The following is a 26,659-nucleotide window of genomic DNA, read 5'->3' as shown; positions in this document are numbered from 1 at the left end:
GCGGGCCCGACTCAGCTACCGGGAGATGCGCTCCGCGCGGCACGGGTTTCCCGGCCTTCGCCATCTGCTGGCCGTCGACCTGACTATGGTCGCGAACGTCTTCCTGCCGCAACGGAGTGTCCCTACCGGGTCTCTGGGTCCAGCGCCCGGAAGCTTCGGTGCCAGACCAGAAGCCCGTTAGTCGCCGAATGGCTGGAGCATGTTTCAGCCAGTAGGGCGCGACCCGCCGGTACTCGGGCCTGAAGGCGGACGACGACCGCCTGCGGGAAGATCGGCTATGGTGATCGGGAGTTTGCGCAGCCGCTGCCCCGTCGCGTGCCAGATGGCGTTGGTGACGGCCGGTGCGACTCCCACCATGGCCACCTCGCCCAGGCCTTTGACTCCGCTGGAGTTCAGCAGCGGATCGGGCCGGTCCACGAAATCCACGTCGATGGCGCAAATGTCAGCGTTCACGCTGATCGGGTACTCCTCGAGCGAGGCGTTCAGGAATCCGCCCAGCCGCGGGTCGGTCACCAGGTGTTCCCGCAGGGCTGCCCCAAGGCCCCAGACCACACCGCCACGGACCTGGCTGGCCGCCGTCACCCGGTTGGCCACCCGCCCGCAGTCGGCAACGCTCAGCACCCGCGGCACCCGGATCCGCCCGGTGACCCGCTCGAGGCGCACCTCGACGAAGTGAGCGATGAAGCTGAAGGCCGCGAACTCGCCGTAGACCGGGCCGGCCGCAGCCACCAGACCGTTGGCAGCCCGATCGGCGAGCGCGGTGGGAAGGCCGTTGCCGGCCTCAGCACCGCTTTCACCTGCCTTCAACTGCTCCAGTGCAGCCTGTACGGCCGGCAGCGTGGAGGCTGTTCCCCACGAGCCGGCGGTCAGCGGTTGGGCGCCGACCCGTGTGTCGCCCAGGCGCACCCGGACCTGTTCTGCGGGGATGCCGAGTTCGCGGGTGACCAGGCTGGTCACGGCGGAGGTGAGGCCTTGTCCCATTTCGTGGCCGTCGGTCTCGACCAGGACGGTCCCGTCGGGTTCGACTCTGACCCGGGCTCGGGCCGGGGTGACGTTGGCCGGATAGGCGCCTACCGCGACTCCCCAGCCGATCCGGTTGCCTTCGTCGTCGGTCCAGTCGCCCGGCGCCAGGGGGCGTTGCTCCCAGCCGAAGGCCTGTGCACCTCGGCGCAGGCACTCTCCCAGGTGGCGGGAGGAGAACGGCAGACCGCTGACCGGGTCGTGGGAGGTGTCGTTGGCCAGCCGGAAAGCGACCGGGTCGGCCCCGACTCTTGCTGCGAGTTCGTCCACTGCTGACTCGAACGCCCAGACTCCTGGCTGCTCGAAGGGTGCCCGCACGTATCCCGGGGTCTGGATGTCGTTGCGGACCAGTCGTTGTCGGCTGCGGTACGAGGGGATGCCGTAGAGCCGGGAGGTCACCTTGGCGTAGCCACCGGGGAAGAGATCGTGCCGCGAGGTCTGCTGGTCGATCTCGTGGACTGCAGCTGTCATCCGGCCGGTGGCGTCGGCTCCGAGAGTGATCCGGTGTCGGGTCTGTGGGCGGAAGCTGGCCTGGTGGAACGTTTGCTGCCGGGTCAGGACCAGCTTCACCGGCCGTCCGGCGCGTCGTGCGGCCAGCACCAGCGGGGCGAGATAGGGGTGCTGGGCGTTTCGTTGTCCGAACGCGCCGCCCAGGTAGCGCGATCGCACCTCGATCTGCTGCGGGTCCAGGTTCAGTTGCCGGGCCAGGCCGTTGCGTAGAGCTCCGGCGTTCTGGGTGCCTTCGTGAATGAGGAGGCGATCTTCATGCCACTGCACGACCGCGGAGAGCAGTTCCAGTGGGGTTGCGTTCTGGGCCGGATGCTCGTAGGTGGCATCGACGACCGTCTGTGCTGCGGCCATGTCTGTTTCGGCGTCGCCGAAGGTCAGGTCGTCGGCGAACGGGATCGGGATGGCCTCGCGCTGGAGCAGGGTCTCGGCCTGGTCGGCATCGAGATGGCTGGCGTGCGCCTCCGGCTCGTACGTTGCGGTGATCAGCTCGGCGGCATGGTTTGCCACGACCGGGTTCTCGGCCAGGACCAGGGCGATGGGCTGGCCGCGGTGGGCGATGCGGTCTCCGCGCAGCGGCTGCAGGCTCTGGGTGCCGTAGCCGCCACCCATGACGAACGAGGGTGGGCCCAGTTCGTCCTCGCCGAAGCGGGTCGTCACCGAGACGACTCCGGCGAGCGCCTCGGACTCGGCGGTGTCGACCTCGACGATCCGGCCGCGGGCGATGGTTGCGGTCGCGAAAGCGGCGTGTAGGAGCCCTTCGGGCGTCCGGTCGGCTCCGTAACGGGCTTTTCCGGTGACCTTTTCGCGGGCGTCCACGCGAAGGACGTCACTCATGTTGTTCTCCGGCCCGCAGCAGGGCGTCGGCCACGGCTCGGGTTCCCAGATCGATCCGGAAGGCTTTGTGGCGGCCCGCTTCGGCGTCCCGCAGGGCAAGGCGCCCGGCTTCAAGGGCAACTGCTTCGACCAGAGGACGTCCGTGGAGCCAATCCTCGACGGCGCGGACCCGCCACGGTCGGGTGGCCAGACCACCAAGGACAACCCGGCTCTGCTCAATCGTGGCGGTGTCGGGGTGCAGCGAGAGCGTCACGGCCGCCGACGCCCAGGCGAAGGAGTAGCTCTCGCGCGGGCGCAGCTTCGTGTACGCCTGGCGCATCCGCGTCGCCGGAACCCTGACTGCGGTGATCAGTTCACCCGGCCGCAGGGTGTGGTCCTGCTCCGGCCTGTCTCCGGGTGCTCGGTGCAGGTCGGCGAGGGCAAGACTGCGAGCGCCGTCCGGCCCCAGGACGTCGACGGCGGCGTCCAGGGCGAGGAGGGCGGTGGCCAGGTCTCCCGGGTAGACGGCGGTGCAGTGCTCGCTGCCGCCCAGAACGGCTTGTCCTTCGTCGATGCCTTCGCGGGCCGAGCATCCGCTACCCGGCACCCGCTTGTTGCAGGGGTGGGTGCCGCGAAAGTAGGTGCACCGGGTGCGCTGCAGCAGGTTGCCGCCGATCGAGGCCATGTTCCGGATCTGCGCGGTCGCTCCCGCGAGGAGGGCCTCCCGGATGATCGGGAAGCTTTCACGGACCTCGCGGGCATCGGCGAGGTCGGACATCCGTACACCGGAGCCGATGACGAGTGCGGAGCGGCTGAGGCGTAGGTGGGACAGTTCCGGGATGCGGTTGACGTCGATCACCGTGACCGGTCGCTCGACGCCGAGCTTCATCAGGTCGTAGAGCGTGGTACCGCCGGCCAGGAACGCCGCCGGAGCCAGGTCGGCGGACATCCGCAGCGCCTGCTCAAGGGTGCTCGCCCGCCGGTACTCGAAGGGGTACATCAGGGCTGCCCGGCCGCGTAGGACCGGATGGCCGCGACAATGCCGACGTAGGCCCCGCAGCGGCAAAGGTTTCCGCTCATGAACTCGCGGATGTCCTCGTCGCTGCCGGCATTCCCCTCGGCCACGCAGGCCAGAGCGGACATGATCTGCCCGGGAGTGCAGTAGCCGCACTGCAGGGCGTCGTTCCTGACGAAAGCTTCCTGCAGGGGGTGCAGTTCGCCGTCCGGTCCCTCGATCCCCTCGATCCCCTCGATCGTGGCGACCGTGGTGTCGTCCGCCTGGACGGCCGGGGTCAGGCAGGACAGCACCCGGCGCCCGTCCAGATGTACCGTGCAGGCGCCGCAGTGGCCGTGGTCGCAGCCCTTCTTGGTGCCGGTCAGCTGCAGTCTTTCCCGCAGGACGTCGAGCAGGCTCTCGCGCGGGTCGACGTCCATCAGGGTCGGTTCAGCGTTGACGGTCACCTTGATCTGCACCGTCAGAGCCAGCCCTCGACCGTGGCCAGGAATGCGGGCATGTCGGACTGGAACAGCCCGTGGTCGCCGCCCTTTTGGGTACGCACCTCGTATCCTCCGACCTCCAGCGCCTGCACCATGACCGGCGGCACCAGGACGCTCGGATCGGCCAGCACGACCAGGGAACGGGTGACGGCCGGGATCGCGGGCATGGTGGTGCGGCGCAGTTGCAGCAGCGGGTCGTGGAACAGCTTCCAGTCCATCGCCAGGTAGCGGTCCAGCTTCTCCTGCATGTCCTCGGGCGTCATCCAGGGGTAGAGCGCCTGCATGTCGTCCAGGTTCATCGGCGAGCCGTCCGCCTTGGTCAGTGCCTCGGCGTACGGGTCCACCTCGCGGGCGGTCCAGGCCGGGTCCAGGTACAGCGCCCGGCGCGCCTTCAGGTCCTTCACCGCCCAGGGCAGCACCTTGCCGCCCAGCGAGTGCCCGACCGCCAGTTCCACCGGTTCGCCGACGGTCTCGACCACGTCGTCGGCCAGGGCCTGCAGGGCGTAGTGCTCACCGCGCGGGCTCTCGCCGTGCCCGCGCAGGTCGGGGGCGATCACCCGGTAGCCGCGCTGCACCAGTTCCTCGGCCAGCGGCGTCATTGTTTCCTTGGTGGAGGTCGCACCGTGAATCAGCAGCGCCCGCCGAGGCCCTGAGCCCCATTCCTTGACAGCGAGTTTCATACCAGCTCCGGGTCGTGTTCGATCCGGCCGGACGAGCTCAGCGCGTCGCGCAGCCCGTCGCCGGTCAGGTTGAAGGCCAGCACGATCCACAGCAGGACCGAGCCGGGGGCCACGACGGCCCACCAGGCCAGGCGCAGCTGGGTGGTGGCGTCGCCGAGCATCGTGCCGAGCGAGAACGAGGGCGGCTGGGTCCCCAGGCCGAGCAGGCTCAGTGAGCTCTCGACCAGGATCATCACCCCGGCCGAGGTGGTCCACAGCACCACCACCGGCCCGAGGACGTTCGGCGTGACGTGCCGCAGCAGCAGCCGGGTGGCGCCCATCCCGTGGGTGCGGGCGGCGGTGATGTAGTCCATCCGGCAGACCTGGGCGACCGAGGTGACGATCGTACGGGCGTAGACCGTCCAGCCCCAGATCGCGAGCACGATGGACAGTTTCAGGATGCCGGGGCCCATCACCGCGGTCAGCGCCAGGCCGACCACGACGAACGGCAGGGCGAACTGGATGTCGGCCAGGCGCAGCAGGACCGGGCCGGCGAAGCGCTGTTCGTAGCCGGCCAGCAGACCCAAGGCCAGGCCCAGGACCGCGCTGGCGGTGGCCACGCCGAGGCCGAACAGCAGGCTCAGGCGCAGGCCGTGCACGGCCCGGCTGAACACGTCGCGGCCCAGGGCGTCGGTACCCATCAGGCCGCCGGAGCCACCCAGCCAGGACGGCGGCTGGTTGGTGGCCATCAGGTTCTGGGCGGTCGGGCTGGTGCTGACGAGCAGCGGCCCGAACACCGCCACCAGCAGGGTGATCGCCAGCATCACCAGACCGGTCCGGCCGGTCGCCGACGCCCAGGTCGATGCGGCCACCTGCCGGGCCCTCGAGCGCCGGGCCACCGGTGCCGCGGGTGCGCTGCTGCTCATCAGGATGCCTTCCGAAGACGCGGGTCAAGGCCTCGGACAGCGACGTCGAGGGCGATGTTGACGGTGGTGATCAGCACGGCGAACACCACGACGCAGGCCTGCACCACCGGGAAGTCGCGCTGGTTCACGCTGCGCACCAGGAGGTTGCCGATCCCGCCGTAGTTCATGATCGGCTCGAGCACCAGCAGGGAGCTGAACAGGAACGAGAACTGGATGCCGAGCCAGGCCAGCAGCGGCGGCAGAGCGAGCGGCAGGGCGTGCCGGAACAGCACCACCGCCGGGGACAGGCCCAGAGATCGGGCGGTCTGCACCGGCCCCTGGCCCAGAGCGTCGAGCATCTGCCCCCGCACCAGCCGGGAGGTGGCCGAGACCGCCTGCAAGGTCAGCACCGCCACCGGGATGACCAGGGCCGCGTAGCTGGCGTTACCGGTGGCCGGCAGCCAGCCGAGCTGGATGGCGAAGACCAGGATCAGGATGAAGGCGAGCAGGAAGTAGGGCACGCCGTCGGTCAGGAAGGCGGCCCCCATCACCGCACGGCCGCTGCGCCGGGTGGGGCGCAGGGCGGCGTAGACGCCGATCGCCATGGACACCAGCGGCCCGATCACCAGGGCCGGGATGATGATGTAGAGGCTGGTGCCCAGCCGCGACCACAGCACCGAGCTGACCGAGGTGTCCATCGCGAAGGACTGGCCGAAGTCGAAGGTGAACGTGCTCACCAGGGTGTTGACGTACTGCAGCCACAGCGGGTCGTTCAGGCCCAGCCGTTCCCGGGTGGCCGCCAGCACCTCCGGTCCGGCGTCCGGCGGGGACATGATCGCCGCCGGGTCGCCGGAGAGCCGGGTGAGCACGAACAGCACGGTCGTGACCCCGAAGACGACCAGGAGCAGCAGGCCCAGACGCCGGGCCAGGAAGCCGATCACGTCGTCCCCAGTTCCACGCGGCCGGCCCCGGCGTCCAGCAGGCGCCGCACGAAGGCGGCACGCTCGCCGTCCAGGTGCTGGGCCAGGTCCGCGCCGGGCTGGTAGGCGTCCAGGTCCGCGGCGCTCAGGGTGCCCCGCTCGGCCAGGAGCGCCTCCAGGACGCTGAACCGGTCGCGCAGCACCCAGACCTCGGAAGCCAGCTCGAGCATCATCCGCATCATTCCGTCGATGTCTTCAGGGGTTTTCACCGGACCGCCTCCAGCGGGATCGGGGGTGGCGGGGCGACCGCGGTCTCCAGGCCGCCGCTCAGCTCCAGGTCGCCGGGGAAGTGGCAGGCCACCTCGTGGCCCTTGGTCTCGGCGAGGGCGGTCAGCTCCGGAGCGGTGGTGGAACAGACCGGCCGGGCGATCGGGCAGCGCGGGTGGAAGGCACAGCCGGTGGGCGGGGACAGCAGCGACGGCGGGTCCCCGCCGGGGGTGAGCTGCTCGCCCGCCGGGCGGCGCATCGAGCTGAGCACGACGGTGTACGGGTGCTTGGGACGGTCGAACACCTCGGCGGCCGGGCCGATCTCGACCACCCGGCCGAGGTACATCACCGCGATCCGGTGGCTCAGGTGCGAGACCAGGGCCAGGTCGTGGCTGATGAACAGGTAGGCCAGGCCGAGGTCGCGCTGCAGGTCCTGGAACAGGTTGACCACCTGGGCCTGGACCGAGACGTCCAGCGAGGCGGTCGGCTCGTCGGCCACCACCAGGGCCGGGTTCAGCATCAGGGCCCGGGCCACACCGACCCGCTGACGCTGACCACCGGAGAGCTCCTGGGGGTAGCGCTCGGCCTGGGCGCGGTCCAGGCCGACCCGCTCGAGCATGTCGTAGGCCTGCTGCCGGCGTTCGGACCGGCTGCCGATCCGGTGCACGGCCAGCGGCTCGGTCAGCGCGTCGACCAGCTTCAGGAACGGGTTCAGCGAGGTGGAGGGGTTCTGGAAGACCATCGCGGCGCGCCGGCGCAGGATCCGGCGCAGGTGCGCGGAGTTGGCGTGGGTGACGTCGCGGCCCTCGAAGAACACCCGCCCGCCAGTGGGCTCGCTCAGCCGCATGACCGCTCGCCCGAGGGTGGTCTTACCGCTGCCGGACTCCCCCACCACGCCCAGGGTCTCGCCGGCGTTGACGCTGATCGAGACCCCGTTCAGCACCTGCACCCGGCGCCCGCCGGAGACCGGGAAGGACTGTTCGAGGTTCTCGGTCTGCAGAATCACTGCTGGGCCTCCTTCTGCTGCTGCACCGGCAGGCACGCCGAGCGGTGCCCGACGGCCACCAGTTCCAGGCCCGGCAGTTCGCCTGTGCACTCGTCCCGGGCGCCCGGGCAGCGCGGTGCGAAGGCGCAGCCGGGCAGGTTCTCGTCCGAGCGCGGCGGACGGCCCTCGATCGGGCGCAGCCGGGACTCGTGCTGATGAGCGGGCGCCGCCTGCAGCAGCGACCAGGTGTACAGGTGCTTCGGCGCGGCCAGCACCTGCTGGGCCGGGCCGTCCTCGACCACCCGCCCGGCGTACATCACCACCAGCCGGTCGGCGATCCCGGCGATCACGTCCAAGTCGTGGGTGGCGATCAGGACGGTGATCCCCTCGCTGCGGTTCAGATCGCGCAGCAGGTCCAGGATCTGGGCTTGGGTGGTGACGTCCAGGGCGGTGGTCGGCTCGTCGCACAGCAGCACGGCCGGCCGGGCGACCAGCGCCATCGCGATCATCACGCGCTGCAGCTGACCGCCGGAGATCTGGTGCGGGTAAACGTCCATCCGCGCCTTCGGATCGGGAATCCCGACCCGGCGCAGGGTCTCGACGGCCAGCTCGCGGGCCGCCGCCTTACTCAGCGAGCCGTCGGCGCTGCGCGCCGACTCCACCAGCTGGCTGCCGACCGAGCGCATCGGGTGCAGCGAGGACCACGGATCCTGGAAGATCACCCGAGCGGTACGGGCCCGGAACTGCCGCAGCTGCCGGGAGGACAGCGCACGGACGTCCTCGCCCTGGCACTCGATCGTTCCCGACACCCCGGCTCCCCAGGGCAGCAGCCGGACCGCAGCGAGCATGGCGGTGGACTTGCCGGAGCCGGACTCCCCGGCGAGCGCGACGATCTGGCCCCGGGGCACCTCGAAGCTGACCCCGCGCAGAATCTGCACGCGCCCGGAACTGCCGGACAGTTCGACCCGGACGTCCTCCAGGCGCAGGGCGGGTGCAGACGCGGTCCCGGCCGGCGGCGAGTCAATCTCGGTCGCCGTCATGAGTTCTCCTTCAGGGGTTTACGGGCGGTGAGCACCCACGGGTACTCTCCCGGCCCGAGGCCGCGCTGCTGCACGTCCTCGAACCCGGCCTCGGTGGCCAGGGCGGCCAGATCGAGGGTGGCGGCGGTGCGCCACCACGGCTCGTTGCCCTGCTCGGCGTCCCAATCGTCGGCCCAGGCCTGTTGCGGGGTGCGCCGGGCGTACGGGGTGACGTCGGAGAAGTGCACGTCGCCGCCGGGTTCCAGCAGCCGGTAGGCCTCGGCCAGGATCCGCCGGGTGACCGCGGGCGGGACCTCGTGCAGCAGGATGAACGAGGTCACCAGGTCGAAGCTGCCACCCGGCAGCCCAGTGTCCTCGGCGGCGGCCCGGACCATCTGCCAGGCCAGGCCGCGTTCCTCGCCCCGGCGCAGCGCGTACAGCAGTTCCGAGCGGGACAGGTCCACCCCGGTGATCCGGGCCTGGGGGTAGGTCTCGGCCAGTTTCACCGTGTACTGACCGGTGCCGCAGCCCAGATCACAGATGCTGGTGTAGCTCTCGCGGGGGGCGGCCTCGGCCACGCTCTGGCGCTGGTTGAAGATGCCCGGCCCGTAGGCGGCCATCAGCAGGTGCCGGTACACCAGCTCGTGGTGCACGAATCCCATCTGCGGGTGGCCGTCCCAGCCGCCGGTGGTGGTGTGGAACTCGTACGTCCAGTATGCCGGGGGCTTGCGGGGGCCGAGCCGGTCCTGGAAGCGCTCCAGGCCGGCCGGCACCGCCAGCGGTTCCAGCTCGTCGCGGCGCCGCTCGTAGGCGGCCACCGCCCGGGGTGTGGTCTGCTCGCGCGCCCACCGCAGGACCGCCGCACCGAACCGGGTTCCGGCGTCCCCGGCCAGCACCGGGTCGGTGCGGCCGCGCAGGTCCTCGATCGTGGTGAACGGCGCCTCGAACGCTCCTTCGCGTTCCAGCAGGCCGAGGGTGCGCGCCTTCAGCGGGGCCAGACCGCCCCGCAGGCTGCGCAGGAAACCCAGCTCGGCGCGACCGCGCTGGTCCAGGTCGACCCGCTCGAGGGTGGGCGCGCTCACGCTCACGCCTGCTTCACCAGCCCCTGCATCGGCAGCACCAGACCCTGGTTGAAGTCGGTGCCGGAGACCGTTTTGGCAGCCGCGCTGATCGAGGGGTTGGCGTAGCTCCACAGGATGTACGCCTGGTCGTTGAGGTACTGGCTGGCGGTGGCGATCTTCTCCAGCCGGGCGGCCGGGTCGGTCTCGGTGCGGGTGGCGGCGAACAGCTTGTCCCACTCCGGGTCCTTGACCGCCGGCTTGTCACCGAAGGAGACCATCGAGAAGGCCCGGTCCACGTCGAAGACGCCGGTGTAGGCCACGCCCCGGTAGAAGATGTCGGAGTCCGAGCCGCCGGTGAACTGCTGCACCCACTCGGAGATCTCGAGCGCCTGGATGGTCGGCTTGAACCCGGCGGCGGTGAGCTGCTCGCCGATCGCCTCCAGCAGCTGCCGGTACAGCGACATGCCGGTGATCTTGATCTCCGCGCCGGTCGCGCCGGCCTCGGCCAGCAGGGCCTTGGCCTTCTCGAGGTCGTAGGCGGGGCGGGTGATCGTGTCGGTGTAGCCGTTGACCTCCTTCAGCGGCAGCTGGCCGTCCTCCTTCTCGGCCAGGCCGTGGGTCAGGCCCTGGACCAGCGCGTCGGCGTCGATCGCGGCGATCGCGGCCTGGCGCACCCGGATGTCGGCGAACGGGCCGCTGGTGGTCTTCAGCTGCAGCATGTTCTGGGTGCCACCGAACTGCGCGCTCAGGTCGAGGTTGTCGTCGCCCTCCAGGGTCGGGTACTGCGCCGTGGTGAGCTGGTGCGCCACGTCGACCTCACCCGACTGCAGGGCCAGGGCCAGCGCCGAGGCGTCGCTGAAGTAGGTCATGTGGATCTTCTCGGTGGCCGGGGCACCGTCCCAGAAGTCCGCGAACGCGACCAGCTGGGCGCCGGTGTCGGCCGAGTACGACTCCACCTTGAACGGGCCGGAGCCGATCGGGTCCTGGGCGAAACCCTCGCCACCGCCGGACTTCTCCCAGTGCGCCTTGGGCACCACGTACAGCGCGGAGAGCCGGCTCATCAGCAGCGGGTCCGGCCCGGCCGAGACCACCTCGACGGTCGAGTCGTCCACCGCCTTGATCGACTTGATGCTGATCAGCGTGATCGAGTTGGCGTACTGCTCGGCCATCAGCGTGTCGAAGCTGAACGCCACGTCCTCGGCGGTGACCGGGGTCCCGTCGTGGAACGTCACGCCCTGGCGCAGCGTGAAGGTCCAGGTGTTCTCCCCGGTCTCCGCCCAGGACTCGGCGATCCGGCCCTGCGGCTCGGGGTCACCGGCGTAGACCCGCACCAGCGAGTCGAACACGTTGACCTGCAGGCTGGAGTACTGCTCGTCGAGCGGGTTCATCGAGCCCGCGGTGGCCGCGGTACCGATCTTGATCAGAGTGGCCTTGGCGCCGCTACCGCCCTCGGCGGCGTCGCCACCGCCCGGGCCGCCACAGGCGGCCAGCGCGGCAACACCGGCGGCGAGACTGCTGAACTGCAGGAAGCTTCTGCGGGAGAAGGGATTCTGGGCAGCACGAACGAACTCGGGGGACACGGGAGCTCCTGGGGCAGGGAGTAAAAAGGAAGGGGTAGTGGGGCTAACGGCTCAGGGCGGACTTCACCCGGTCGTCGGAGGGCAGCAGCGCCCCCAGCACGCGGGCGAGGAGCGCCTCACGCTCACGGCGCAGCACTGCGGCGAGCTCGGCAGCCGGCTGGAACTGGTCGATCTCGGCCTCGGCGAGCGTTCCCTTGGCGGCGAGCAGGTGCTCCAGGACCATCGTGCGGTCCTTGAGCACCCAGACCTCGGAGGTCAGCTCGAGGACCATCCGGGCCAGGTCGTCCAGGCGCTCGTCGCCGCTCAGGTAGGTGGGTCGCTTCTCGGTCATCCTCGGAGTACCTCTCAGGCCTGGGGTTTGCGGGCGCGGGTGACCCACGGGTGAACGCCGTCGAGGCCGTAGGACTCGATCTCGGTGAAGCCGGCCTCGCGCAGCATGGCCACCGCGTCCATCGACATCGCCTCGCGGGCGTAGGGCTCGCCGCGGTTCTCGGTCTCCCAGTCCAGGACGACCGCGCGGAAGGCGGAGTGCTGGTCGGTCGGCGCGATCTCGCCGATCAGCAGGTCGCCGCCGGGTTCCAGCAGGCGGAAGGCCTCGGCGAAGATCTGCGCGCTGGCGGTGACCGGGACCTCGTGGATCAGCGTGTACATGGCGACCAGGTCGAACGAGGCGTCCGGCAGGCCGGTGTCCTCGGCGGCGGCCTGGACCAGCCGGGCCGGGACGCCCTGCTCGGTGAGGTAGGCCCGGCCGTGCCGCAGGGCACTGGCGCCCAGCTCCACGCCGGTGATCCGGGCCTGCGGGTAGGCCTGGTGCAGGCGGACGGTGAAACGGCCGGTGCTGCTGCCGAGTTCGGCGATGTTGCGGTACTCGTCGCGGTAGGCCTCGCGGGCAGCCTTGGCCCGCTGGTCGTTCAGGTTCTGGCCGGTACGCACCGCGCCGACGCCGCCAGGCGTCAGCACGTAGGCGAAGACCAGCTCGTGGATGGCGGTGCCCATCAGGTCGTGCCCGTCCCAGCCGCCGGGGGTCAGATGGAAGCCGCCCTCCCAGTACGCCGGGGCCTCGCGGTCGGGGTTCAGTTCCAGGCTCACCGGGCTCTCGCCGACCTCGAGCCACTTCTCGACGCGCGGGCGGATCTCCTCCACGGCCGGCAGCGCCCGGACGTAGATCTCCTCGGCCACCCAGCGCGTGACCAGGCGGTCCATCTGCCACTCGGCGCAGTCGGCCAGGACGCTCTCGACCGAGGCCCGCCGGGAGTCCAGGTCCAGCGGCGGCTCGGGGACGGCCTGCTCGTACACCGCCGCGGCCGCGGGCTGCAGGGTGCCGCCGGCGTAGCCCTGTGCCGATCCGAGAAACTGCAGGGCGGCCCGTGAGCGCTGGCCCAGTGCGACGTCCATCATCCAACCTTCCCGGTGGCATTCCCACAATATGGAAACGCTTCAGCCATATGCCGAGAAGTTAGATTCAGCCGAGCAGGACCGTCAAGGGTGGCCCGTAATCATTAATCGGCCGGAAACACATGTCGCGCAGTGCGACACATGCGCCCCTCACAGGCGGGCCTCCTTCAGCGACCTGGGAGGACGCGCGAAGGAGTTCCCACATCCTGGGAACTGCTCAGGCGCTACCGGGACGCCGCCGCAGACCGGCCGTGATCTCCTCCGCCGCGGCCACGACACACCGGATCACCTCGTCCCGGCGCTCGGGCGGCAGCCGGTGCACCGGCCCGGCGGTCCCGATCACCGCCGGAACCGCACCCGAGGGAGCCCGCACCATGGCAGCCGTCCCCCAGATCCCCTCGTCGATCTCCTCGCTGCTGACCGCGAAGCCGTCGCGGGCGATCTGCGCCAGCTTCTCCTCGGTGATCTGCCCGGCCTGGCCGGGTGTGAGAGTGGGCTCGATCCGGTCCAGGTAGCGCCGGCGATCGGCGGGCGGCATCTGTGAGAGCAGCAGCCGGGCCATCGAGCCCAGGTGCAGTGTCATCGCCTCGCCGCGCTGGAACTGCAGCCGCACCGGATGCCGCGACTCCACCCGGTCGATGCAGTAGGCATGCTCCCCGCCCCGGCGGGCGATCAGCACCGTCTCGTCGATCTCGTCGCGCAGCCGGATCATCACTGGCATCGCGATGTCCCGCAGGGCGGCCGTCCCGGCGTCCAGCGCCCCCTGCAGCGAGGAGACCCGTTCGGTGACGCGGTAGGCCCCGGCCGGACCGGCCGCGTCGAGCAGGCCCATCTCTCGCAGCACCCCGACGTACCGGTAGGCCGTCGAGGTGGTCAGCCCGTGCTCGTGGGCCAGTTCGGCCACCGTCCAGACCGGGCGCTCACCGTCGAAAGACATCAGGACGCTGACGAGCTTGCGCCCGCTCTCGATCCCGCCGAGGCGACGGCCCGCACCGTCGGCGACAGTTCTCTCTGCCATCATTCGCACATAATGACATCTCGCTTCGCCGATGATGCGAATGCGTCCGTCAGATTTCCCGGCCATCAACTTCTGGTCACACCGCGCCGCCGGACCTTGACCCCGCACGCCGAGGGTGCCTACGTTCTTCGCAGATGGTGAGCAGCTCATTCTCACCTCGTGCGAATCATTCTCCCGGCCCTTGCGGAGGTCCCTTTATGCCCGCCCTGCCCGCCCCGGTCCGGGTCGCCACCGCCCAGTTCTTCTCCGGCACCGATGTCCGGGCCAATCTCGAGCTGTGCGGGCACTACCTGCGCGCGGCCGCCGAGGCCGGTGCCCAGATCCTGGTCACTCCCGAAAACTCCAACCGGGTGCGCGACTTCACCACCCGCGAGAGTGCCTGGGAGCACGCCGAGACGCTGGAGGGCGAGTTCGTCACCGGACTGCGCGCCGCCTGCGCCGAACTGGGCCTGTACGCCGCCGTCGGAGTCGACCTGCGCGGCGAGCAGGCCCCGGACGTGCACATCGGCCAGGTGCTGATCGGCCCGGACGGCTCGATCCTCAAGGTGCACCGCAAGCACATCTTCTGGGACTACGAGTACACCCTGTTCGTCCCGGGCGACGAGCCGATCGAGGTGGTCGAGACCCCGCTGGGCCGGCTCGGCCTGCTGATGTGCGCCGACGGCATCGTCCCGGAGGTCCCCCGCCTGCTCGGCCTGGCCGGGGCGCAGATCCTGCTCAACTCGCTCAACAGCCGGGGCCCGGACGAACTGCGCACCCACGTGCCGCTGCGGGCGATGGAGAACCGGGTCTGGCACGTCTCGGCCAACACCGTCGGCGGGCCGGCCGACGCCTACCCGTGGATGGGCGGCTCGCAGGTCGTCTCCCCCGACGGGGAGGTGGTCGCGGTCGCCGACGAGCACTCCGAGATGCTGGTCTGGGCGGACATCCAGGTCAGCGAGGCGGACGACAAGTGGGCCTCCTTCGGCGCCGACGTGATCGCCTGGCGCCGCCCCGACCTGTACGGCGACCTGGTCCTTCCCGTCACCGACCTGCCGGTGGCCGCCATGTACGGGCCCGCCACCGACGTCCCCAAGAAGCCGTTGACCGTCGCCCCGCTCCAGGTTTCCTGGTTCCACAACCAGGACTGGACGATCACCCGTGCCCTGGGCCAGATCAGTTACGCGGCCACCCGCGGCATTCAACTGGGTGTGCTGCCGGAGCTGTTCTGCTTCGCCCGCGGCGAGGTGGCCGCCGACCCCGCGGCAGCCGCCAAGCTCAGCACCGACGTCCTCGGCCGCCTCACCGAAGCCGTTGCCGGGGGCGAACTCTGGGTGGTCGCGAACCTGGTCGAGGAAGAGGCCGGCCGCTACTTCTCCACCGCGTGGCTGATCGGGCCGGACGGGGTGTTCGGCAGCTACCGCAAGACCCACCTGACCGACCCCGAACGCGCGTGGGCCACGGCCGGGGACGAGCTCACCGTGCTGGACGCCCCGATCGGGCGGATCGGCCTGATGATCGGAGCCGAGGTCTGGCTGCCGGAGGTGGCCCGGGTCCTCACCGTGCGGGGCGCCGAGATCATCGCCCACCCCACCGACTGGGACCGGCCCGAGGCCGCCACCATCGCCGCGGTCGAGCGCACCGAGGAGAACCGCACCCACCTGATCTCGGCCACCCGGCTGGACTGCCCGGCCGGACTCGGCAGCCAGGTGGTCCAGGCCGACGAGTTCGTCTTCGGCCAGCCGATCGCGCTGATGCGCTTCCCCACCGTCTGGACCTGCCGCAGCGGGTTCGAGGAGCAGATGCGGGTGGACCTGGACCTGCGCGAGTCGCACTCCAAGGTGATGGGTTTCCACCTCGACCCCCTCGCCACCCGCCAGCCGCACCTGTACGCGTCCTTCCTTTCTTCCCCGGAGCAGCCCCGATGAACCCCAGCCCCACGGTCGAGACCGACGTCGTCGTGGTCGGCGCCGGCCCGGTCGGCATGGTCGCCGCCCTGTCCCTGGCCCGCAACGGCGTGCCGGTCGTGGTTCTGGAAGCCGGCAAAGAACTCTCGGCCGAGTCCCGGGCCTCCACCTTCCACCCGCCCACCCTGGAGATCCTGCACGGGCTCGGCGTCGGTGCAGAACTCCACGCCAAGGGCCTGATCGCCCGCAACTTCCAGTACCGCGACCGGCACGGGAACGTCCTGGCCGACCTGGACCTCGGGCTGCTCGCCGACGACACGGCCTTCCCGTACCGGCTGCAGTGCGAGCAGAACAAGCTCACCGAGATCGTCGCCGCTCACCTGGAGCAGCTGCCCACCGCGAGCCTGCGTTTCGGGGCCGAGGTCCAGCGAGTCGAGCGCGGATCCGAGAACGTGTCGGTGTACCTGCCCGGCGACGGACGCGAACCCTCCTACCGGGCCAAGTGGGTGATCGCCACCGACGGCGCCTCCTCCACCGTGCGCAAGAGCCTGGGCGTGGCGTTCGAGGGTGTCACCCTGCCCGAGCGGTTCCTGGTCGCCTCAACCACTTTCGACCTGACCGAGGCCTTTCCCGGCCTGGCCCTGGTCTCCTACGTCTCCGACCCCCAGGAGTGGGGCGTGCTGCTGCGCACCCCCAAGCACTGGCGGGTGCTGATGCCGGTCGCCGAGGGCACCACGGACGAGCAGGCTCTGGCCCCGGAGACGATCGAGGCCCGCCTGCAGCAGCTTTCGGCCCGCCCCGAGCCCTACCCGCTCGACCACGCCTCGATCTACGCCGTGCACCAGCGGGTCGCGGCCACCTTCGCGGCCGGCCGGGTGCTGATCGCCGGTGATGCCGCGCACGCCAACAACCCGCTCGGCGGGATGGGCATGAACTCCGGCATCCACGACGCCGAGGCCGCGGTCCGGGTGATCCTGGCCGCGCTGAGCGGCGCCGACCCGGACGCCTGCGCCGCCGCCTACGACCACGCCCGGCGTAGCGCGACGATCTCGCACGTGCAGGCCACCACCAAGAAGAACTACGCCGACATGCGCGAGAGCGACACCGAGGCCCGCCACCAGCGCACCGCCGCGCTCGGCGCGATGGCGGCCGACCCGGTGAAGGCGCGTGCCTACCTGCTCAACAGCTCGATGATCCGTTCCCTGGCCGAGAGCCGCGAACAGCTCGCCACCGGACTGCGCGCGGCCCGTACCACTGCGCAGGCTCCCGGCCGGCAGCTGGCCGACCTGCTCACCGCCAAGCCGCTGATCGCACCGGGCTGCCATGACGCGGTCTCCGCCCGGCTCCTGCAGCAGGCCGGATTCACCGCCGGATACCTCTCCGGTGCCGGGGTTTCGGCCACCGTTCTGGGCTCCCCGGACTCCGGGTTCGCCGGGGTCGCGGAAATGACCGAGCAGATCCGGCGGATCGCAGCGGCCGGGGTCCCGGTGATTGCCGACGCCGACGGCGGCTACGGCGGGCCGCTGCAGGTGGCGCGGACCGTGCGCGAGTACGAGCTGGCCGGGGCCGCCGCCATCCAGCTCGAGGACCAGGTCCACCCCAAGAGCAAGACCGCGCTGATCCCGCTGCCGGACATGGTGGAGAAGATCCGCTCGGCGGTGGCGGCACGGCAGCAGATGCTGGTGATCGCCCGCACCGACGCCCTGGGCGTGGACGGCCTGGAGACCGCGCTGGAGCGGGCCCAGGCCTACGCCGAAGCGGGCGCCGACCTGCTGATGGTGCAGCACCTGAGCGAGCCCAAGCTGCTGACCCACCTGAACCGGTCCACCGGAAAACGGCTGGTGCTCAACCTGTCCGAGGCACACGGCGAGATCACCGCGCCGGACCTGGACCTGCTCGGCGACTGCGGCGTCGCGGTGGTGATCTACCCGGTCTCCGGCCTGCTGGCCGCCTCCGGCGCGATCCGGGACACCTACGCCGCGATCGCCACCACCCACGTCCCCCATTCGACCGAGTCGCAGATGTCGTGGGCCGACCTCACCGGCCTACTGGAAAACCGGAGGACCGCTTGACCACCGTCACCTCTCCCCGCGCCGTGCTCGGCGTGGTGCTCCCCTCGACCAACACCGTCGTCGAGGCCGAGTACAACGACATGCGCCCGCCGGGGGTCTCGTTCCACACCGGCCGGATCTACATCGCCGACGAGGATCTGGGCTCGGACGGCAAGATGGAGACGTTTCTGGAGGACTTGCGCACCCAGATCGGCTCCGCGGTCAGGGACGTGGTCACCTGCAAGCCGGACCGGATCGTGATGGGGATGTCGGCCGAGACGTTCTGGGGCGGCGCGGACGGCGCGGCCCAGTTCGAGTCCTGGGTCAACGAGAAGTCCGGCCGGCCGGTCTCCACCGGCGCTGCGGCGTGCAAGGCCGCCCTGGACGCCTTCGGGGCCAAACGGATCGCCGTGATCACGCCGTACCAGCCGGTCGGGGACGAGCAGGTGCGGGCCTTCTTCACCCAGATGGGCTTCGAGGTGACGATCGTCAAGGGGCTGTCGGTGGACAGTGCCACGGGCATAGCCGATGTCACGCCGCAGGAGATCCGCGAGGCCTTCCTGGCCGTCGACTCCCCCGACGTCGACGCCCTGGTCCAGGCCGGCACCAACCTGGCCGCCGTCGCCACCGCCGCCGAACTCGAGGCCGAACTCGGCAAGCCGGTGATCGCGATCAACGCGGCCACGGTCTGGCACGCCCTGCGCGCCGAGGGTATCGACGACCAGGTCAAGGGTTTCGGCCGGCTGCTGGCCGAGCACTGAGGAAAGGGACCACCGTGTTCGAGCACTTCGGCATGCTCCAGCTCACCCCCGAGGCCACCGCGCAGCAGCGGGCCGCCATCGTGGACGGCTTGAATGCCCTGCCGGGCGAGATCCCCGGCCTGCTGGAGGCGCACGCCGGGCAGGATGCCGGCCTGCGGGAAGGCAACGCGGACATCACCTTCCGGATGGTCTTCGCCGAGAAGTCGGCCTGGGAGGCGTACGGGACGCATCCTGCGCACCTCGCCGTGATCAAGGACCGGATCGCGCCGGTCCTGTCGTCGAAACTGTTCGCGCAGGTCGAGAAACCGTGAACCACGACCTGGCCGCCGACTTCGCCGCGGCCGGGCTGGCCGGGCAGTTGACCCCCGGCCGACGCGCAGCTTTCCTGCTCATCGACCCGGCCCGCGCCTACGTCGACCCGGCTTCCCCACTGCACGCCGACGTCCATAGTTCGGTTCGCAACATGGGCACCCTGCTCCAGGCCGCCCGCACCACCGCAACCCCCGTCGTCATCACCCGGGTCCTGCACGAATACCCCGGCGACGGAGGCGTCTTCGCCCGCAAGGTACCGGCGACCGGCCAGTGCTTCACCCCCGGCAACCCGTGGGCCGAGTTCATCGAAGGTCTGGAACCAACCGCCGGCGAAACCCTGGTGACCAAGCACTACCCCAGCGCGTTCTTCGGCACGTCCCTGGCCGCCACCCTGACCGCCCAGGCCATCGACACGCTCGTCATCGCCGGGCTCAGCACCAGTGGCTGCGTGCGCGCCAGCGCCCTCGACGCCCTGCAGCACGGCTTCGTCCCGTTCGTGGTGGCCGACGCCGTGGGCGACCGGCACGAGGACGTCCACCGGGCCAACCTGCGCGACATCGACGCCAAGATCGGCCAAGTGATCGAGACACGTTCCGCCATCGATCTTCTCCACTCTGCGAAAGGCCTCTGATGACCGACTGGAACCACGAGGTCGAGCGGATCCGGCAGTTGCGGCGCGACCGGACCCGGATCGGACCCGGCGAGCATCCGGCCGTGGTGGTGGTGGACTTCCAGCGCGCCTTCACCGAGCACGAGTTCGTCGGCCCGAGCACCCCGGTCGCCCTCAAGCACTCCCAGCAGCTGCTGGAGGCCGCCCGGGCAGCCGGTGTCCCGGTGATCTACCTGGTGATGATCCTGGACAGCCTCGATGACCGGATGCTGGCCCAGCGCGTGCGTTCCTCGCTCACCGAACGCTGCGAACGAGGCAACCCGTGGACCGAGATCTCCACCGCCGTGCCCGCCCAGCCGGGCGATCACATCGTCGAGAAGACCGTCGCCTCCGGCTTCTTCCGCACCCGTCTGCACGACCTGCTGCAGGAACTCGGGGTCGACGAGGTCGTGATGATCGGCACCTCCACCAGCGGCTGCGTCCGGGCCACGGTCACCGATGCCGCGTACCTGAACTACCGGATCAGCGTCGTCGAGGAGTGCTGCGACGACTTCCGCACCCTGTCCGGCGAGGTCTCCCTGTGGGACATGCAGGACCGCTTTGCCGACGTGGTGTCGCTGGAGTGGATGCTCGAGAGGTTCGCGCGGGCATGACGATCCTCAACAACCAGCGGATGGTGTACCAGCCACTGCCGCTGCGCCCCCGGGTGACCTGGCCCGGCGGCGCCCGGGTAGCGGTCTGGCACGCCCCGAACGTCGAGCACTACGACTATGTCCCACCGGGTCAGGGCAGCCCGCAGGGCCGGGTGCCCGCGCCGGACGTCCAGCACTACATGCACCGTGACAGCGGCAACCGCACCGCTTTCTGGCGGATGCTGCGGGTGGTGGACGAGTACGCGATCCCCTCCACGGTCAGCCTGAGCCTGTCCGTCCTGGAAGAGATTCCGCAGGTCCGCGACGCGATGAAAGAACGCGGCTGGGAGGTGATGAGCCACGGGATCTCCAACCTGCGTCCCCTGTATGGATACTCGCTCGAGGCCGAGCGGGAGTTCTACGTCCAGAACCAGGCCCTGGCGCTGCGCTACTGGGGTGCGCCGATCAAGGGCATGCTCGGGCCGAAGGTCTCCGGCACCGACCACACCTGCGACCTGATGTCCGAGGCCGGCATGACCTACCACGCCGACTGGATCCACGACGAGCAACCCCGGCCCCTGCGAACGGCTTCCGGCGCCCGGCTGGTCTCCGTCCCCTACAGCTACATGCTCAACGACGTGCCGCTGCTGCACGCCAAGCACTACGACGGTGAGTACTTCGTGGACATGGTCAAGGCCCAGGTCGGGCGGTTGCTGAGGGACGCCGGTGCGGACGGGCAGGGTCGGGTCGCCTGTGTGGCCACCCACCCGTTCGTCAGCGGCCAGCCCTGGTTCACCGAGTACCTGCGCGAGATCTTCGGCTGGCTTCGGGAGCAGGACGGCGTGTGGCTGACGACGGCCGGCGAGATCACCGACCACTACCTGGAGCACCACTACGACCAGCAGCTTGCGGCGGTGACCCGGTGAACCTTCCGCTCGTGGTCAATCCCCCGGACGCAACGGTCTTCGCGCCCGACCTTCCGCGCACCTACGACCCCGATCGTGAGCCCTGGCAGCTGCCCGAGGGCAAGAAGCTCGTGGTCTCGCTGCTGCTGCACGCCCCGGCCTACCTGGACGACGTCCCGGCCGGCCGGCTGAAGCCGACGGCCATGCAGGGCGGCGTCGGGCGGGAGACGTCCGAGCCCCGCCACGGCCAGGTCGCCCGGCTCTCGCAGTGGGACTTCGGCCTGACCACCGGCATCTGGCGGCTGCTCGACATCGCCCAGGCCGCAGGCGTTCCGGTTGCCGTGGCCCTGGATGCGCAGGGCGTACGCACGATGCCTGGTCTCGCTTCGCTGGCGGCTTCCAAGGCCGACGAGATCGTCGTGCGAGGCGCGGCTGCCAACGTCCTTCTCGGCACCGGGCTCTCCGAAGCAGCCGAACAGGCCTACATCGCTGACTCCACGGCGGCGGTCCAGGAGGCCACCGGACGCGTTGCCACCGGCTGGTTCGGTCCCGAGCGAAGCCAGTCCGCGCGCACCACCCGGTTGCTGCGGGAGGCCGGGTACCGGTGGTTCGGCGAGTGGCCGGTGGACGAGCGCCCCGTGGCTCTGGAGGGTTCTTCAGCCGGGCTCGTCGCAGTCTCGCACCCGCTCGAGACCGAGGACATGTTCAGCCTCTACACCCGAGGCCTGCCGTTCCCCGCCTACGAGAAGGTGCTGGACGCCACGGTCGACCAGCTGATCGCCGACGCTGACGAGGTGGGCGGGCGCCACCTGGGTCTGAGCTGGTTCGGCTGGGTCCTCGGGCAGGCCTGCTTCGCGGACGTCGCCGATCGCTTTCTGCGTCGCCTCGCGTCCCGCCCCGAGGTTCTCCTGGCCACCCCCGCAACCGTGGCCGAAAGCGTGCATTCGTGGCCGTGAGCACCGCCGCCCCTGCGCTGCCCAGATCCCTGGCTTGGGCGCTGGGCAGCGGAACGGTGCTGCAGGGGCTGAACTCGGCGGTGATCGCGGTCGCGCTGATCCCGATCGCCGAGCACTACGGCAGCTCCGCGGCCATCCCGTGGCTGATCAGTGGTCTGTACATCGCCTCGGCCGTGGGGTCCCCGACCGGCGGCCGGCTGGCTGACCTCTTCGGGCCCCGCCGGATCTTCGTGTCCGGCCTGGCTCTGGTCGTGATCGCTTCCGTGCTCGGCCCGTTCGCCCCCTCAGCAGGCTGGCTGGTGGCCGACCGGGTACTGCTCGGCCTGGGTACCTCGCTGCAGTTCCCGGCCGCCATGGCGATCATCCGGCGCGAGGCCGACCGGCACAGCGCAGGAGTGTCCGGGGCCATCGGGGTGATCGCCCTGTGCGGTCAGACGAGCGCCGCCCTGGCTCCCACACTGGGCGGCCTCATCGTGGTCGCTTCCGGCTGGCCGGGCATCTTCTGGATCAACCTGCCCCTGGTGGCGAACTGCCTCTTCTGGGTGTGGCGCTGTGTACCGGCCGACCCGCCCCGCGCGGCCACGCGTTCGTTGCGGGCCATCGACGTGCCCGGCGCCGTGCTGTTCGTGCTCACCCTGTCGCTGGCGATGACCGTGCTGCTGTCCCTCGACGAGGGGCTCGACACCCGGGCCGCTGGGTCCATCGCCATCTGCCTGGTCCTGGCGGTCCTGCTGATCTGGCGCGAACGCCGCTGCGCCACGCCTTTTCTCGATCTGGGCCTGCTGGCCGCCCACCCCCAGATCCTCCTGACCTGCCTGCGCGGGATGGTGACGTTCGTCGCCTTCTACACGGTGTTCTACGGGATTCCGCAGTGGCTGCAGGTGGGCCGGGACCTCGACGCGGACGCCGCGGGGCTACTCATGCTGCCGATCTTCGGTGTCGGCGTGGTCTCGACCTTCCTGGCCACCCGGCTGTCCGCGCGCCTGGGCCCGGTGCGGCTGCTGGTCGTGGGCAACGCCGCTCTGGTCGTCGCCGGCCTGGTGCTGGCATTCACCACCGGCGTGGAAAGCCCGCTGGCCCTGCTGGTTCTGGCCAACGTCCTGCTCGGGCTGCCGACCGGATTCAACAACCTCGGCAACCAGCTCACCCTGCACGCGGCTGCCCCCGCCGAGGCCAGCGGCAGCGCCAGTGGCCTGTACCGCACCTCGCAGTACGTCGGCGCGGCTGTCTCAGCGGTCCTGCTGACCCATCTGGTCCCCACGGACCGCGATGCCGCAGCGGCCGCGATGGACGCGGCGATCCGGAACATTGGCCTGTGCCTGGTGCTGATCGGCCTGATGCTGCTGATCGCGGGGCTGCCGGCGCAGCTGAGACGCCGACGCCAGTCACGATGAGCCGCTCCCCCGTGGATACCGGGACGCAGCCACCAGGATGCTCGTGCAGGCGGTCAGGACCAGTCCCAGCGAGCACACTCCCGACCATCCCCACTGCCCCGATACCCCGCCCGCTACCGCCGTTCCCAGCGCGCCCCCCATGAAGTACCCGAACATGTAGACGCTGTTGACCCGGCTTCGCCGGGCGGGATCCAAACGCAACGCCGCGGCCTGGTTGGCCGCGTGACTGACTCCCACACCAGCGTCCAAAAGCACTGCCCCCACGACGATGGCCCACCACGACCCTCCGCCCGCGAGCAGCACGGCGAACGCAACGAAGATCGCTGCCATGGCCGCCGAGAGGACGGGGGTGAACCGTCCGCGATCGATGGCCCGGCCGGCCAGCGGTGCCAGCAGGCTGCCGGCGATACCCGCGAGGCCGAAAAGACCGGCCAGGAACGGTCCGTACCCGAAACGCTCGGCCAGGTGCACTGCGTACGTGGACCAGAAGATCATGAACAGGGCCGAACTCGCCGCGCCGAGAACGGCGTGCAGCCTCAGACGTGGATGATGGACGACCAGCTCACCGAGCGAGCGCATCAGGACTGAGTAGCGGGGTGGGTCTGCGGGCCGGCTGAGCGGAAGCGTGCGCTGCAGAACGATGCCCAGGACGATCAGGGTGAGGGCTGCGCCTACGTACAGCCAGCGCCAGCCGGCCGTGGCTGCCACCGCCCCGGCCACCAGCTTGCTGAACAGCACTCCGAACAGGATCCCGGAGATGACCAGACCGGAAGCCTGCCCCTGGCGTCCCGGCGGGGCCAGATCAGCAGCGAAGGGTGAGAGCAGTTGCGGGGCAATGCTGAACAGGCCGACCAGGAACGCGGCGGTCATCAGCAGCGGCACATTCGGTGCCAGCGCCATCAGGGCCAAGGCTCCTACGGCGAGCCAGACCGTGGTGGTGATCAGCCGTCGGCGCTCCAGGAGATCGCCCAGCGGCAGGACGGCGAGAAGTCCGATGGCGAATCCGATCTGGCTGAGGGCGGGCAGCATTCCGGTGGTGTCCGTTCCCACGCCCACGGAGATCGCGATCACCGGGATGAGAGGTTGGGCGTAGTGGACGTTGGCGCCGATCAGCCCGGCCGAGACGGCCATCACGCGGATCACACCGGGCAGCTTCGCGCCGGCTGTTTCGTTCTGGTTAAAGCTTTCCGGTTCACAGGAGCCAGTTTTCCCACGATGTGGGAGTTCAGGGCCGCCGGGAGGCGGGAAAACGGTGCTCACGTGGGGAAATCACCTCGACATCTTTCCGGGAGGTGGAGCAGCGGAGTCTTGTTCCGCGTCTGTGCATTGTGCATTATGCATCTATCCCATCGAGACGGAGGTCGTATGACAAGCCACCCGCAGCGGCTGCGCCGTCCCACCCCCGGTCCGGGATCGTGAGCAGCACAACGGCTCTCGGATCGCTCACCACCCAGTCACGGGTCGCGCAGATCCTGCGCGAGCGCATCCTGAGCGGCGAGCTGCCGGTCGGGGCCCGGCTGCGGCAGATGGATCTGTCCGAGGAGCTGGGGGTCTCCACCACCCCCACCCGCGAGGCGCTGCGCACCCTGGCCGCCGAGGGCCTCCTGCAGATCGACTCTCATCGGGGAGCCGTGGTTCGCGCCCTGAGCCCGGCCGAGCAGCTGGAGCTCTACCAGCTGCAACTGCTGCTGGAACGGGACAACCTGAGTTACGCGGTGGCGAGGATGACTCCGCAGGCGCTGGATCGGGCGGCGGCCGCGCAGTCCGAGATGCGTACCACCCGCAGCGCGGTGCACTGGGCGCTCCTGAACCGCGACTTCCATCTGGCCCTCGCCGAGCCCGCGGGCCGGCCCCGGGTCCTGCAACTGCTCACCGACCTGCTCAACGTCACCGCGGTCCAGGTTCGCGGGGACATCGAGCACTGGGCCGGGCGCCGTGAGGAGGCCCTGGCCGAGCACGACAACCTGCTGGCGGCGATCCGGCTGGGCGCACTCGACGTGGCCCAGCGCATCTTGGACGGCCATACCCGGGCGCCCATGCGCAATCTCGAGTCCCGGCTCGGCGCCTGAGCGCCACCAACGACGACACGACAAAAAGAGAGGACGCCTGATGGCAACGGGTCTCAAGCAACGTGGCCGCGCCGACTTCAACTTCCTGGCCGACGTAGCCAGGTGGAGCGGACTGGAGCTGCAGGCCGCAGCCGAGAAGGACTTCGACGGCCTGGTCGAGGGCAAGGACCTGCCCGGCGAGGTGCACGAGCGGATCCGCACCGCGACGAAACTGCTCGAGAACGGTTCCGCGGCCTACGGCTGGGACCGCTTCTACACCCGGCTGGTCGCCGAACGGCAGTTCGAGGCCGCGCAGTTCGCCTACGACGACGGCGTCGAGGCGATCACCGCGGAGTACGACGCGACTGCGGCCGAGGGCGGCACCGTCACCCTCGACAGCACGGTGAAGGTCCCAGCCTACTGGTCCGAGACGGACTTCCACCTCGCCCCCGGAGGCTGGGAGGGTCATGACCGGATGGGCTTCATGATCCACGACTACGTCTACGATCTGATCTTCGCCACCGGCGGCGTGGGCGCGGTGCGACCGAACGAGAAGTTCACCGATGCCCGTACCCAGACCGCCGAGGCCGGTCTCCGGGATCGCTACGACAGCATCCTCGAACTGGGCATCGGCACCGGCCGCTACGCGATCAGCCTGCAGAACGTCTACCCCGACGCCCGGATCACCGGTGTCGACCTGGGCCGCACCGAACTGGAACACGCCAAGCTGGTGGCCGCCCGTCACGGCTTCGCCTGGGATCTGCGCCAGGCTGCCTGTGAGGACCTGCCCTTCGAGGACGACAGCTTCGACCTGGTCACCGCGTTCATCCTGCTGCACGAGGTGCCGCAGCCGGCGGCCCGGCAGATCCTCGCCGAGGCGTTCCGGGTCTGCAAGCCCGGCGGTGAGGTCCTGATCGGCGACGTGGCCCCCTACAAGAACCAGTCCTCGCTGTTCCGCTGCGTGGTCCTGGACTGGGAGACGGAGAACCGGGCCGAGCCGTTCTGGCGAGGCTCTCTGCTGGCCGACCGCCCCGGGCTGGTCGCCGCCGCCGGTTTTCAGGACGTCACCGAGTTCGGCACCTCCTACCCCTGGGTCACCCGTGGCGTGAAGCCGCTGAACGAAGGAGTCTCGGCGTGAGCGCCACCAGCAAGTACCCCACCACCGACGACCCGGCCCCCGCTTACCTGAGCAAGGCCACGCCCGACGAACTGGCCCGCATGGTCGTGGGCCTGACCGAGGAACTGTGGGTGCTGCGGGACCGGGTGATGGTGCTGGAGCAGGTCCTCACCGAGACCGGTTCGCTGAAGCCGGAATCCGTCGACGAGCACACCCCGGGAACGGACCTGAACGAGCGCCTGCACCGGGAACGCCAGCGGCTGATCCAGCGGGTCCTGGGCGCACCCCTCAGCGTCGAGCGCTGAAGCCCTCCCCGGAACGGGTTCGCTCTACGGCGG

The 26,659-nt window shown here is 70.2% G+C and carries 27 protein-coding genes; 12 read left to right on the top strand and 15 right to left on the bottom strand.

Annotation, left to right across the window (positions count from 1 at the left end):
* Positions 1–204: 204 nt before the first annotated feature.
* From LR394_RS24040 to LR394_RS23975, 14 genes are all read right to left on the bottom strand, one after another.
* Positions 205–2,364 carry a xanthine dehydrogenase family protein molybdopterin-binding subunit gene (locus LR394_RS24040; RefSeq protein WP_231446124.1) on the bottom strand — a complete coding sequence of 720 codons (2,160 nt, stop codon included), beginning with the start codon at positions 2,362–2,364 and terminating at the stop codon, positions 205–207.
* Entirely contained in the window at positions 2,357–3,343 is a 987-nt protein-coding gene (locus LR394_RS24035; RefSeq protein WP_231446121.1) for an FAD binding domain-containing protein, read from the bottom strand. Before LR394_RS24035 ends, LR394_RS24040 begins: the two co-directional genes overlap by 8 nt.
* Entirely contained in the window at positions 3,343–3,828 is a 486-nt protein-coding gene (locus LR394_RS24030; RefSeq protein ID WP_407937116.1) for a (2Fe-2S)-binding protein, read from the bottom strand. The genes LR394_RS24035 and LR394_RS24030 overlap by 1 nt, the downstream gene beginning before the upstream one ends.
* Positions 3,819–4,520: an alpha/beta fold hydrolase gene (locus LR394_RS24025; RefSeq protein ID WP_231446119.1), complete on the bottom strand. Its 702-nt coding sequence runs from the start codon at positions 4,518–4,520 to the stop codon at positions 3,819–3,821. Before LR394_RS24025 ends, LR394_RS24030 begins: the two co-directional genes overlap by 10 nt.
* Entirely contained in the window at positions 4,517–5,425 is a 909-nt protein-coding gene (locus LR394_RS24020; protein ID WP_231446118.1) for an ABC transporter permease, read from the bottom strand. The genes LR394_RS24025 and LR394_RS24020 overlap by 4 nt, the downstream gene beginning before the upstream one ends.
* Positions 5,425–6,345 carry an ABC transporter permease gene (locus LR394_RS24015; RefSeq protein WP_231446116.1) on the bottom strand — a complete coding sequence of 307 codons (921 nt, stop codon included), beginning with the start codon at positions 6,343–6,345 and terminating at the stop codon, positions 5,425–5,427. The genes LR394_RS24020 and LR394_RS24015 overlap by 1 nt, the downstream gene beginning before the upstream one ends.
* The gene (locus tag LR394_RS24010) at positions 6,342–6,593 is read right to left on the bottom strand and encodes a hypothetical protein (RefSeq protein WP_231446114.1); all 252 of its coding nucleotides are present in this window, start codon (positions 6,591–6,593) and stop codon (positions 6,342–6,344) included. The genes LR394_RS24015 and LR394_RS24010 overlap by 4 nt, the downstream gene beginning before the upstream one ends.
* Positions 6,590–7,597: an ABC transporter ATP-binding protein gene (locus LR394_RS24005; RefSeq protein ID WP_231446112.1), complete on the bottom strand. Its 1,008-nt coding sequence runs from the start codon at positions 7,595–7,597 to the stop codon at positions 6,590–6,592. The genes LR394_RS24010 and LR394_RS24005 overlap by 4 nt, the downstream gene beginning before the upstream one ends.
* A complete protein-coding gene (locus tag LR394_RS24000; RefSeq protein ID WP_231446110.1) occupies positions 7,594–8,616 on the bottom strand; it encodes an ABC transporter ATP-binding protein in 1,023 nt (340 codons plus the stop codon). The genes LR394_RS24005 and LR394_RS24000 overlap by 4 nt, the downstream gene beginning before the upstream one ends.
* The gene (locus LR394_RS43155) at positions 8,613–9,677 is read right to left on the bottom strand and encodes a class I SAM-dependent methyltransferase (protein ID WP_231446108.1); all 1,065 of its coding nucleotides are present in this window, start codon (positions 9,675–9,677) and stop codon (positions 8,613–8,615) included. Before LR394_RS43155 ends, LR394_RS24000 begins: the two co-directional genes overlap by 4 nt.
* A 2-nt stretch (positions 9,678–9,679) precedes the next feature.
* A complete protein-coding gene (locus tag LR394_RS23990) occupies positions 9,680–11,236 on the bottom strand; it encodes an ABC transporter substrate-binding protein (RefSeq protein WP_231446105.1) in 1,557 nt (518 codons plus the stop codon).
* 43 nt (positions 11,237–11,279) lie between these two features.
* On the bottom strand, positions 11,280–11,567 hold the full coding sequence (locus LR394_RS23985) for a hypothetical protein (RefSeq protein ID WP_231446104.1): 288 nt from the start codon (positions 11,565–11,567) through the stop codon (positions 11,280–11,282).
* A gap of 14 nt (positions 11,568–11,581) precedes the next feature.
* Entirely contained in the window at positions 11,582–12,631 is a 1,050-nt protein-coding gene (locus LR394_RS23980) for a class I SAM-dependent methyltransferase (RefSeq protein WP_231446102.1), read from the bottom strand.
* A gap of 217 nt (positions 12,632–12,848) precedes the next feature.
* The gene (locus LR394_RS23975; RefSeq protein WP_231446100.1) at positions 12,849–13,649 is read right to left on the bottom strand and encodes an IclR family transcriptional regulator; all 801 of its coding nucleotides are present in this window, start codon (positions 13,647–13,649) and stop codon (positions 12,849–12,851) included.
* A gap of 197 nt (positions 13,650–13,846) precedes the next feature.
* Between LR394_RS23975 and LR394_RS23970 the strand changes: the two genes are divergently transcribed.
* The 9 genes from LR394_RS23970 to LR394_RS23930 are packed head-to-tail and all read left to right on the top strand — an operon-like array spanning position 13,847 to position 23,156.
* Positions 13,847–15,556, top strand: a complete 1,710-nt coding sequence (locus LR394_RS23970) for a carbon-nitrogen hydrolase family protein (RefSeq protein ID WP_231446099.1) — start codon at positions 13,847–13,849, stop codon at positions 15,554–15,556.
* Positions 15,553–17,607 (top strand): FAD-dependent oxidoreductase, encoded by a 2,055-nt coding sequence (locus LR394_RS23965; RefSeq protein ID WP_231446098.1) that lies wholly within the window; start codon positions 15,553–15,555, stop codon positions 17,605–17,607. Before LR394_RS23970 ends, LR394_RS23965 begins: the two co-directional genes overlap by 4 nt.
* A complete protein-coding gene (locus tag LR394_RS23960) occupies positions 17,604–18,347 on the top strand; it encodes a maleate cis-trans isomerase family protein (protein ID WP_231446097.1) in 744 nt (247 codons plus the stop codon). The genes LR394_RS23965 and LR394_RS23960 overlap by 4 nt, the downstream gene beginning before the upstream one ends.
* A 14-nt stretch (positions 18,348–18,361) precedes the next feature.
* Positions 18,362–18,658: a Dabb family protein gene (locus tag LR394_RS23955; RefSeq protein ID WP_231446096.1), complete on the top strand. Its 297-nt coding sequence runs from the start codon at positions 18,362–18,364 to the stop codon at positions 18,656–18,658.
* Positions 18,655–19,290, top strand: a complete 636-nt coding sequence (locus LR394_RS23950) for an isochorismatase family protein (RefSeq protein ID WP_231446095.1) — start codon at positions 18,655–18,657, stop codon at positions 19,288–19,290. Before LR394_RS23955 ends, LR394_RS23950 begins: the two co-directional genes overlap by 4 nt.
* A complete protein-coding gene (locus tag LR394_RS23945) occupies positions 19,290–19,922 on the top strand; it encodes a cysteine hydrolase family protein (protein WP_231446089.1) in 633 nt (210 codons plus the stop codon). Before LR394_RS23950 ends, LR394_RS23945 begins: the two co-directional genes overlap by 1 nt.
* Complete coding sequence (locus LR394_RS23940; protein WP_231446088.1) at positions 19,919–20,827, top strand: polysaccharide deacetylase family protein; 909 nt, start codon at positions 19,919–19,921, stop codon at positions 20,825–20,827. The genes LR394_RS23945 and LR394_RS23940 overlap by 4 nt, the downstream gene beginning before the upstream one ends.
* Complete coding sequence (locus LR394_RS23935) at positions 20,824–21,762, top strand: polysaccharide deacetylase family protein (protein WP_231446086.1); 939 nt, start codon at positions 20,824–20,826, stop codon at positions 21,760–21,762. Before LR394_RS23940 ends, LR394_RS23935 begins: the two co-directional genes overlap by 4 nt.
* Positions 21,753–23,156 (top strand): MFS transporter, encoded by a 1,404-nt coding sequence (locus LR394_RS23930; RefSeq protein ID WP_231446077.1) that lies wholly within the window; start codon positions 21,753–21,755, stop codon positions 23,154–23,156. Before LR394_RS23935 ends, LR394_RS23930 begins: the two co-directional genes overlap by 10 nt.
* Here LR394_RS23930 and LR394_RS23925 read toward each other — a convergent pair.
* A complete protein-coding gene (locus LR394_RS23925) occupies positions 23,148–24,299 on the bottom strand; it encodes an MFS transporter (RefSeq protein WP_231446070.1) in 1,152 nt (383 codons plus the stop codon). The genes LR394_RS23930 and LR394_RS23925 overlap by 9 nt on opposite strands.
* 272 nt (positions 24,300–24,571) lie before the next feature.
* Between LR394_RS23925 and LR394_RS23920 the strand changes: the two genes are divergently transcribed.
* The 3 genes from LR394_RS23920 to LR394_RS23910 are packed head-to-tail and all read left to right on the top strand — an operon-like array spanning position 24,572 to position 26,626.
* Complete coding sequence (locus tag LR394_RS23920) at positions 24,572–25,225, top strand: GntR family transcriptional regulator (RefSeq protein WP_231446068.1); 654 nt, start codon at positions 24,572–24,574, stop codon at positions 25,223–25,225.
* 40 nt (positions 25,226–25,265) lie between these two features.
* On the top strand, positions 25,266–26,342 hold the full coding sequence (locus LR394_RS23915; RefSeq protein ID WP_231446066.1) for a class I SAM-dependent methyltransferase: 1,077 nt from the start codon (positions 25,266–25,268) through the stop codon (positions 26,340–26,342).
* A complete protein-coding gene (locus tag LR394_RS23910; protein ID WP_231446060.1) occupies positions 26,339–26,626 on the top strand; it encodes a hypothetical protein in 288 nt (95 codons plus the stop codon). The genes LR394_RS23915 and LR394_RS23910 overlap by 4 nt, the downstream gene beginning before the upstream one ends.
* The last annotated feature ends 33 nt before the right edge of the window (positions 26,627–26,659 follow it).

The sequence above is a fragment of the Kineosporia babensis genome, assembly GCF_021129305.1.
Taxonomy (GTDB): Bacteria; Actinomycetota; Actinomycetes; order Actinomycetales; family Kineosporiaceae; genus Kineosporia; species Kineosporia babensis.
This window is presented reverse-complemented; position numbering and strand designations above follow the sequence as displayed.

Excerpts from the sequence above, each read along its gene's own strand:
- LR394_RS24040 (WP_231446124.1), bottom strand. The coding sequence starts at position 2,364 with ATGAGTGACGTCCTTCGCGTGGACGCCCGCGAAAAGGTCACCGGAAAA.
- LR394_RS24000 (WP_231446110.1), bottom strand. The coding sequence starts at position 8,616 with ATGACGGCGACCGAGATTGACTCGCCGCCGGCCGGGACCGCGTCTGCA.
- LR394_RS23970 (WP_231446099.1), top strand. The coding sequence starts at position 13,847 with ATGCCCGCCCTGCCCGCCCCGGTCCGGGTCGCCACCGCCCAGTTCTTC.
- LR394_RS24020 (WP_231446118.1), bottom strand. The coding sequence starts at position 5,425 with ATGAGCAGCAGCGCACCCGCGGCACCGGTGGCCCGGCGCTCGAGGGCC.
- LR394_RS23915 (WP_231446066.1), top strand. The coding sequence starts at position 25,266 with ATGGCAACGGGTCTCAAGCAACGTGGCCGCGCCGACTTCAACTTCCTG.
- LR394_RS23985 (WP_231446104.1), bottom strand. The coding sequence starts at position 11,567 with ATGACCGAGAAGCGACCCACCTACCTGAGCGGCGACGAGCGCCTGGAC.
- LR394_RS23940 (WP_231446088.1), top strand. The coding sequence starts at position 19,919 with ATGACGATCCTCAACAACCAGCGGATGGTGTACCAGCCACTGCCGCTG.
- LR394_RS24025 (WP_231446119.1), bottom strand. The coding sequence starts at position 4,520 with ATGAAACTCGCTGTCAAGGAATGGGGCTCAGGGCCTCGGCGGGCGCTG.
- LR394_RS23945 (WP_231446089.1), top strand. The coding sequence starts at position 19,290 with ATGACCGACTGGAACCACGAGGTCGAGCGGATCCGGCAGTTGCGGCGC.
- LR394_RS23975 (WP_231446100.1), bottom strand. The coding sequence starts at position 13,649 with ATGGCAGAGAGAACTGTCGCCGACGGTGCGGGCCGTCGCCTCGGCGGG.
- LR394_RS24035 (WP_231446121.1), bottom strand. The coding sequence starts at position 3,343 with ATGTACCCCTTCGAGTACCGGCGGGCGAGCACCCTTGAGCAGGCGCTG.
- LR394_RS23965 (WP_231446098.1), top strand. The coding sequence starts at position 15,553 with ATGAACCCCAGCCCCACGGTCGAGACCGACGTCGTCGTGGTCGGCGCC.
- LR394_RS23980 (WP_231446102.1), bottom strand. The coding sequence starts at position 12,631 with ATGGACGTCGCACTGGGCCAGCGCTCACGGGCCGCCCTGCAGTTTCTC.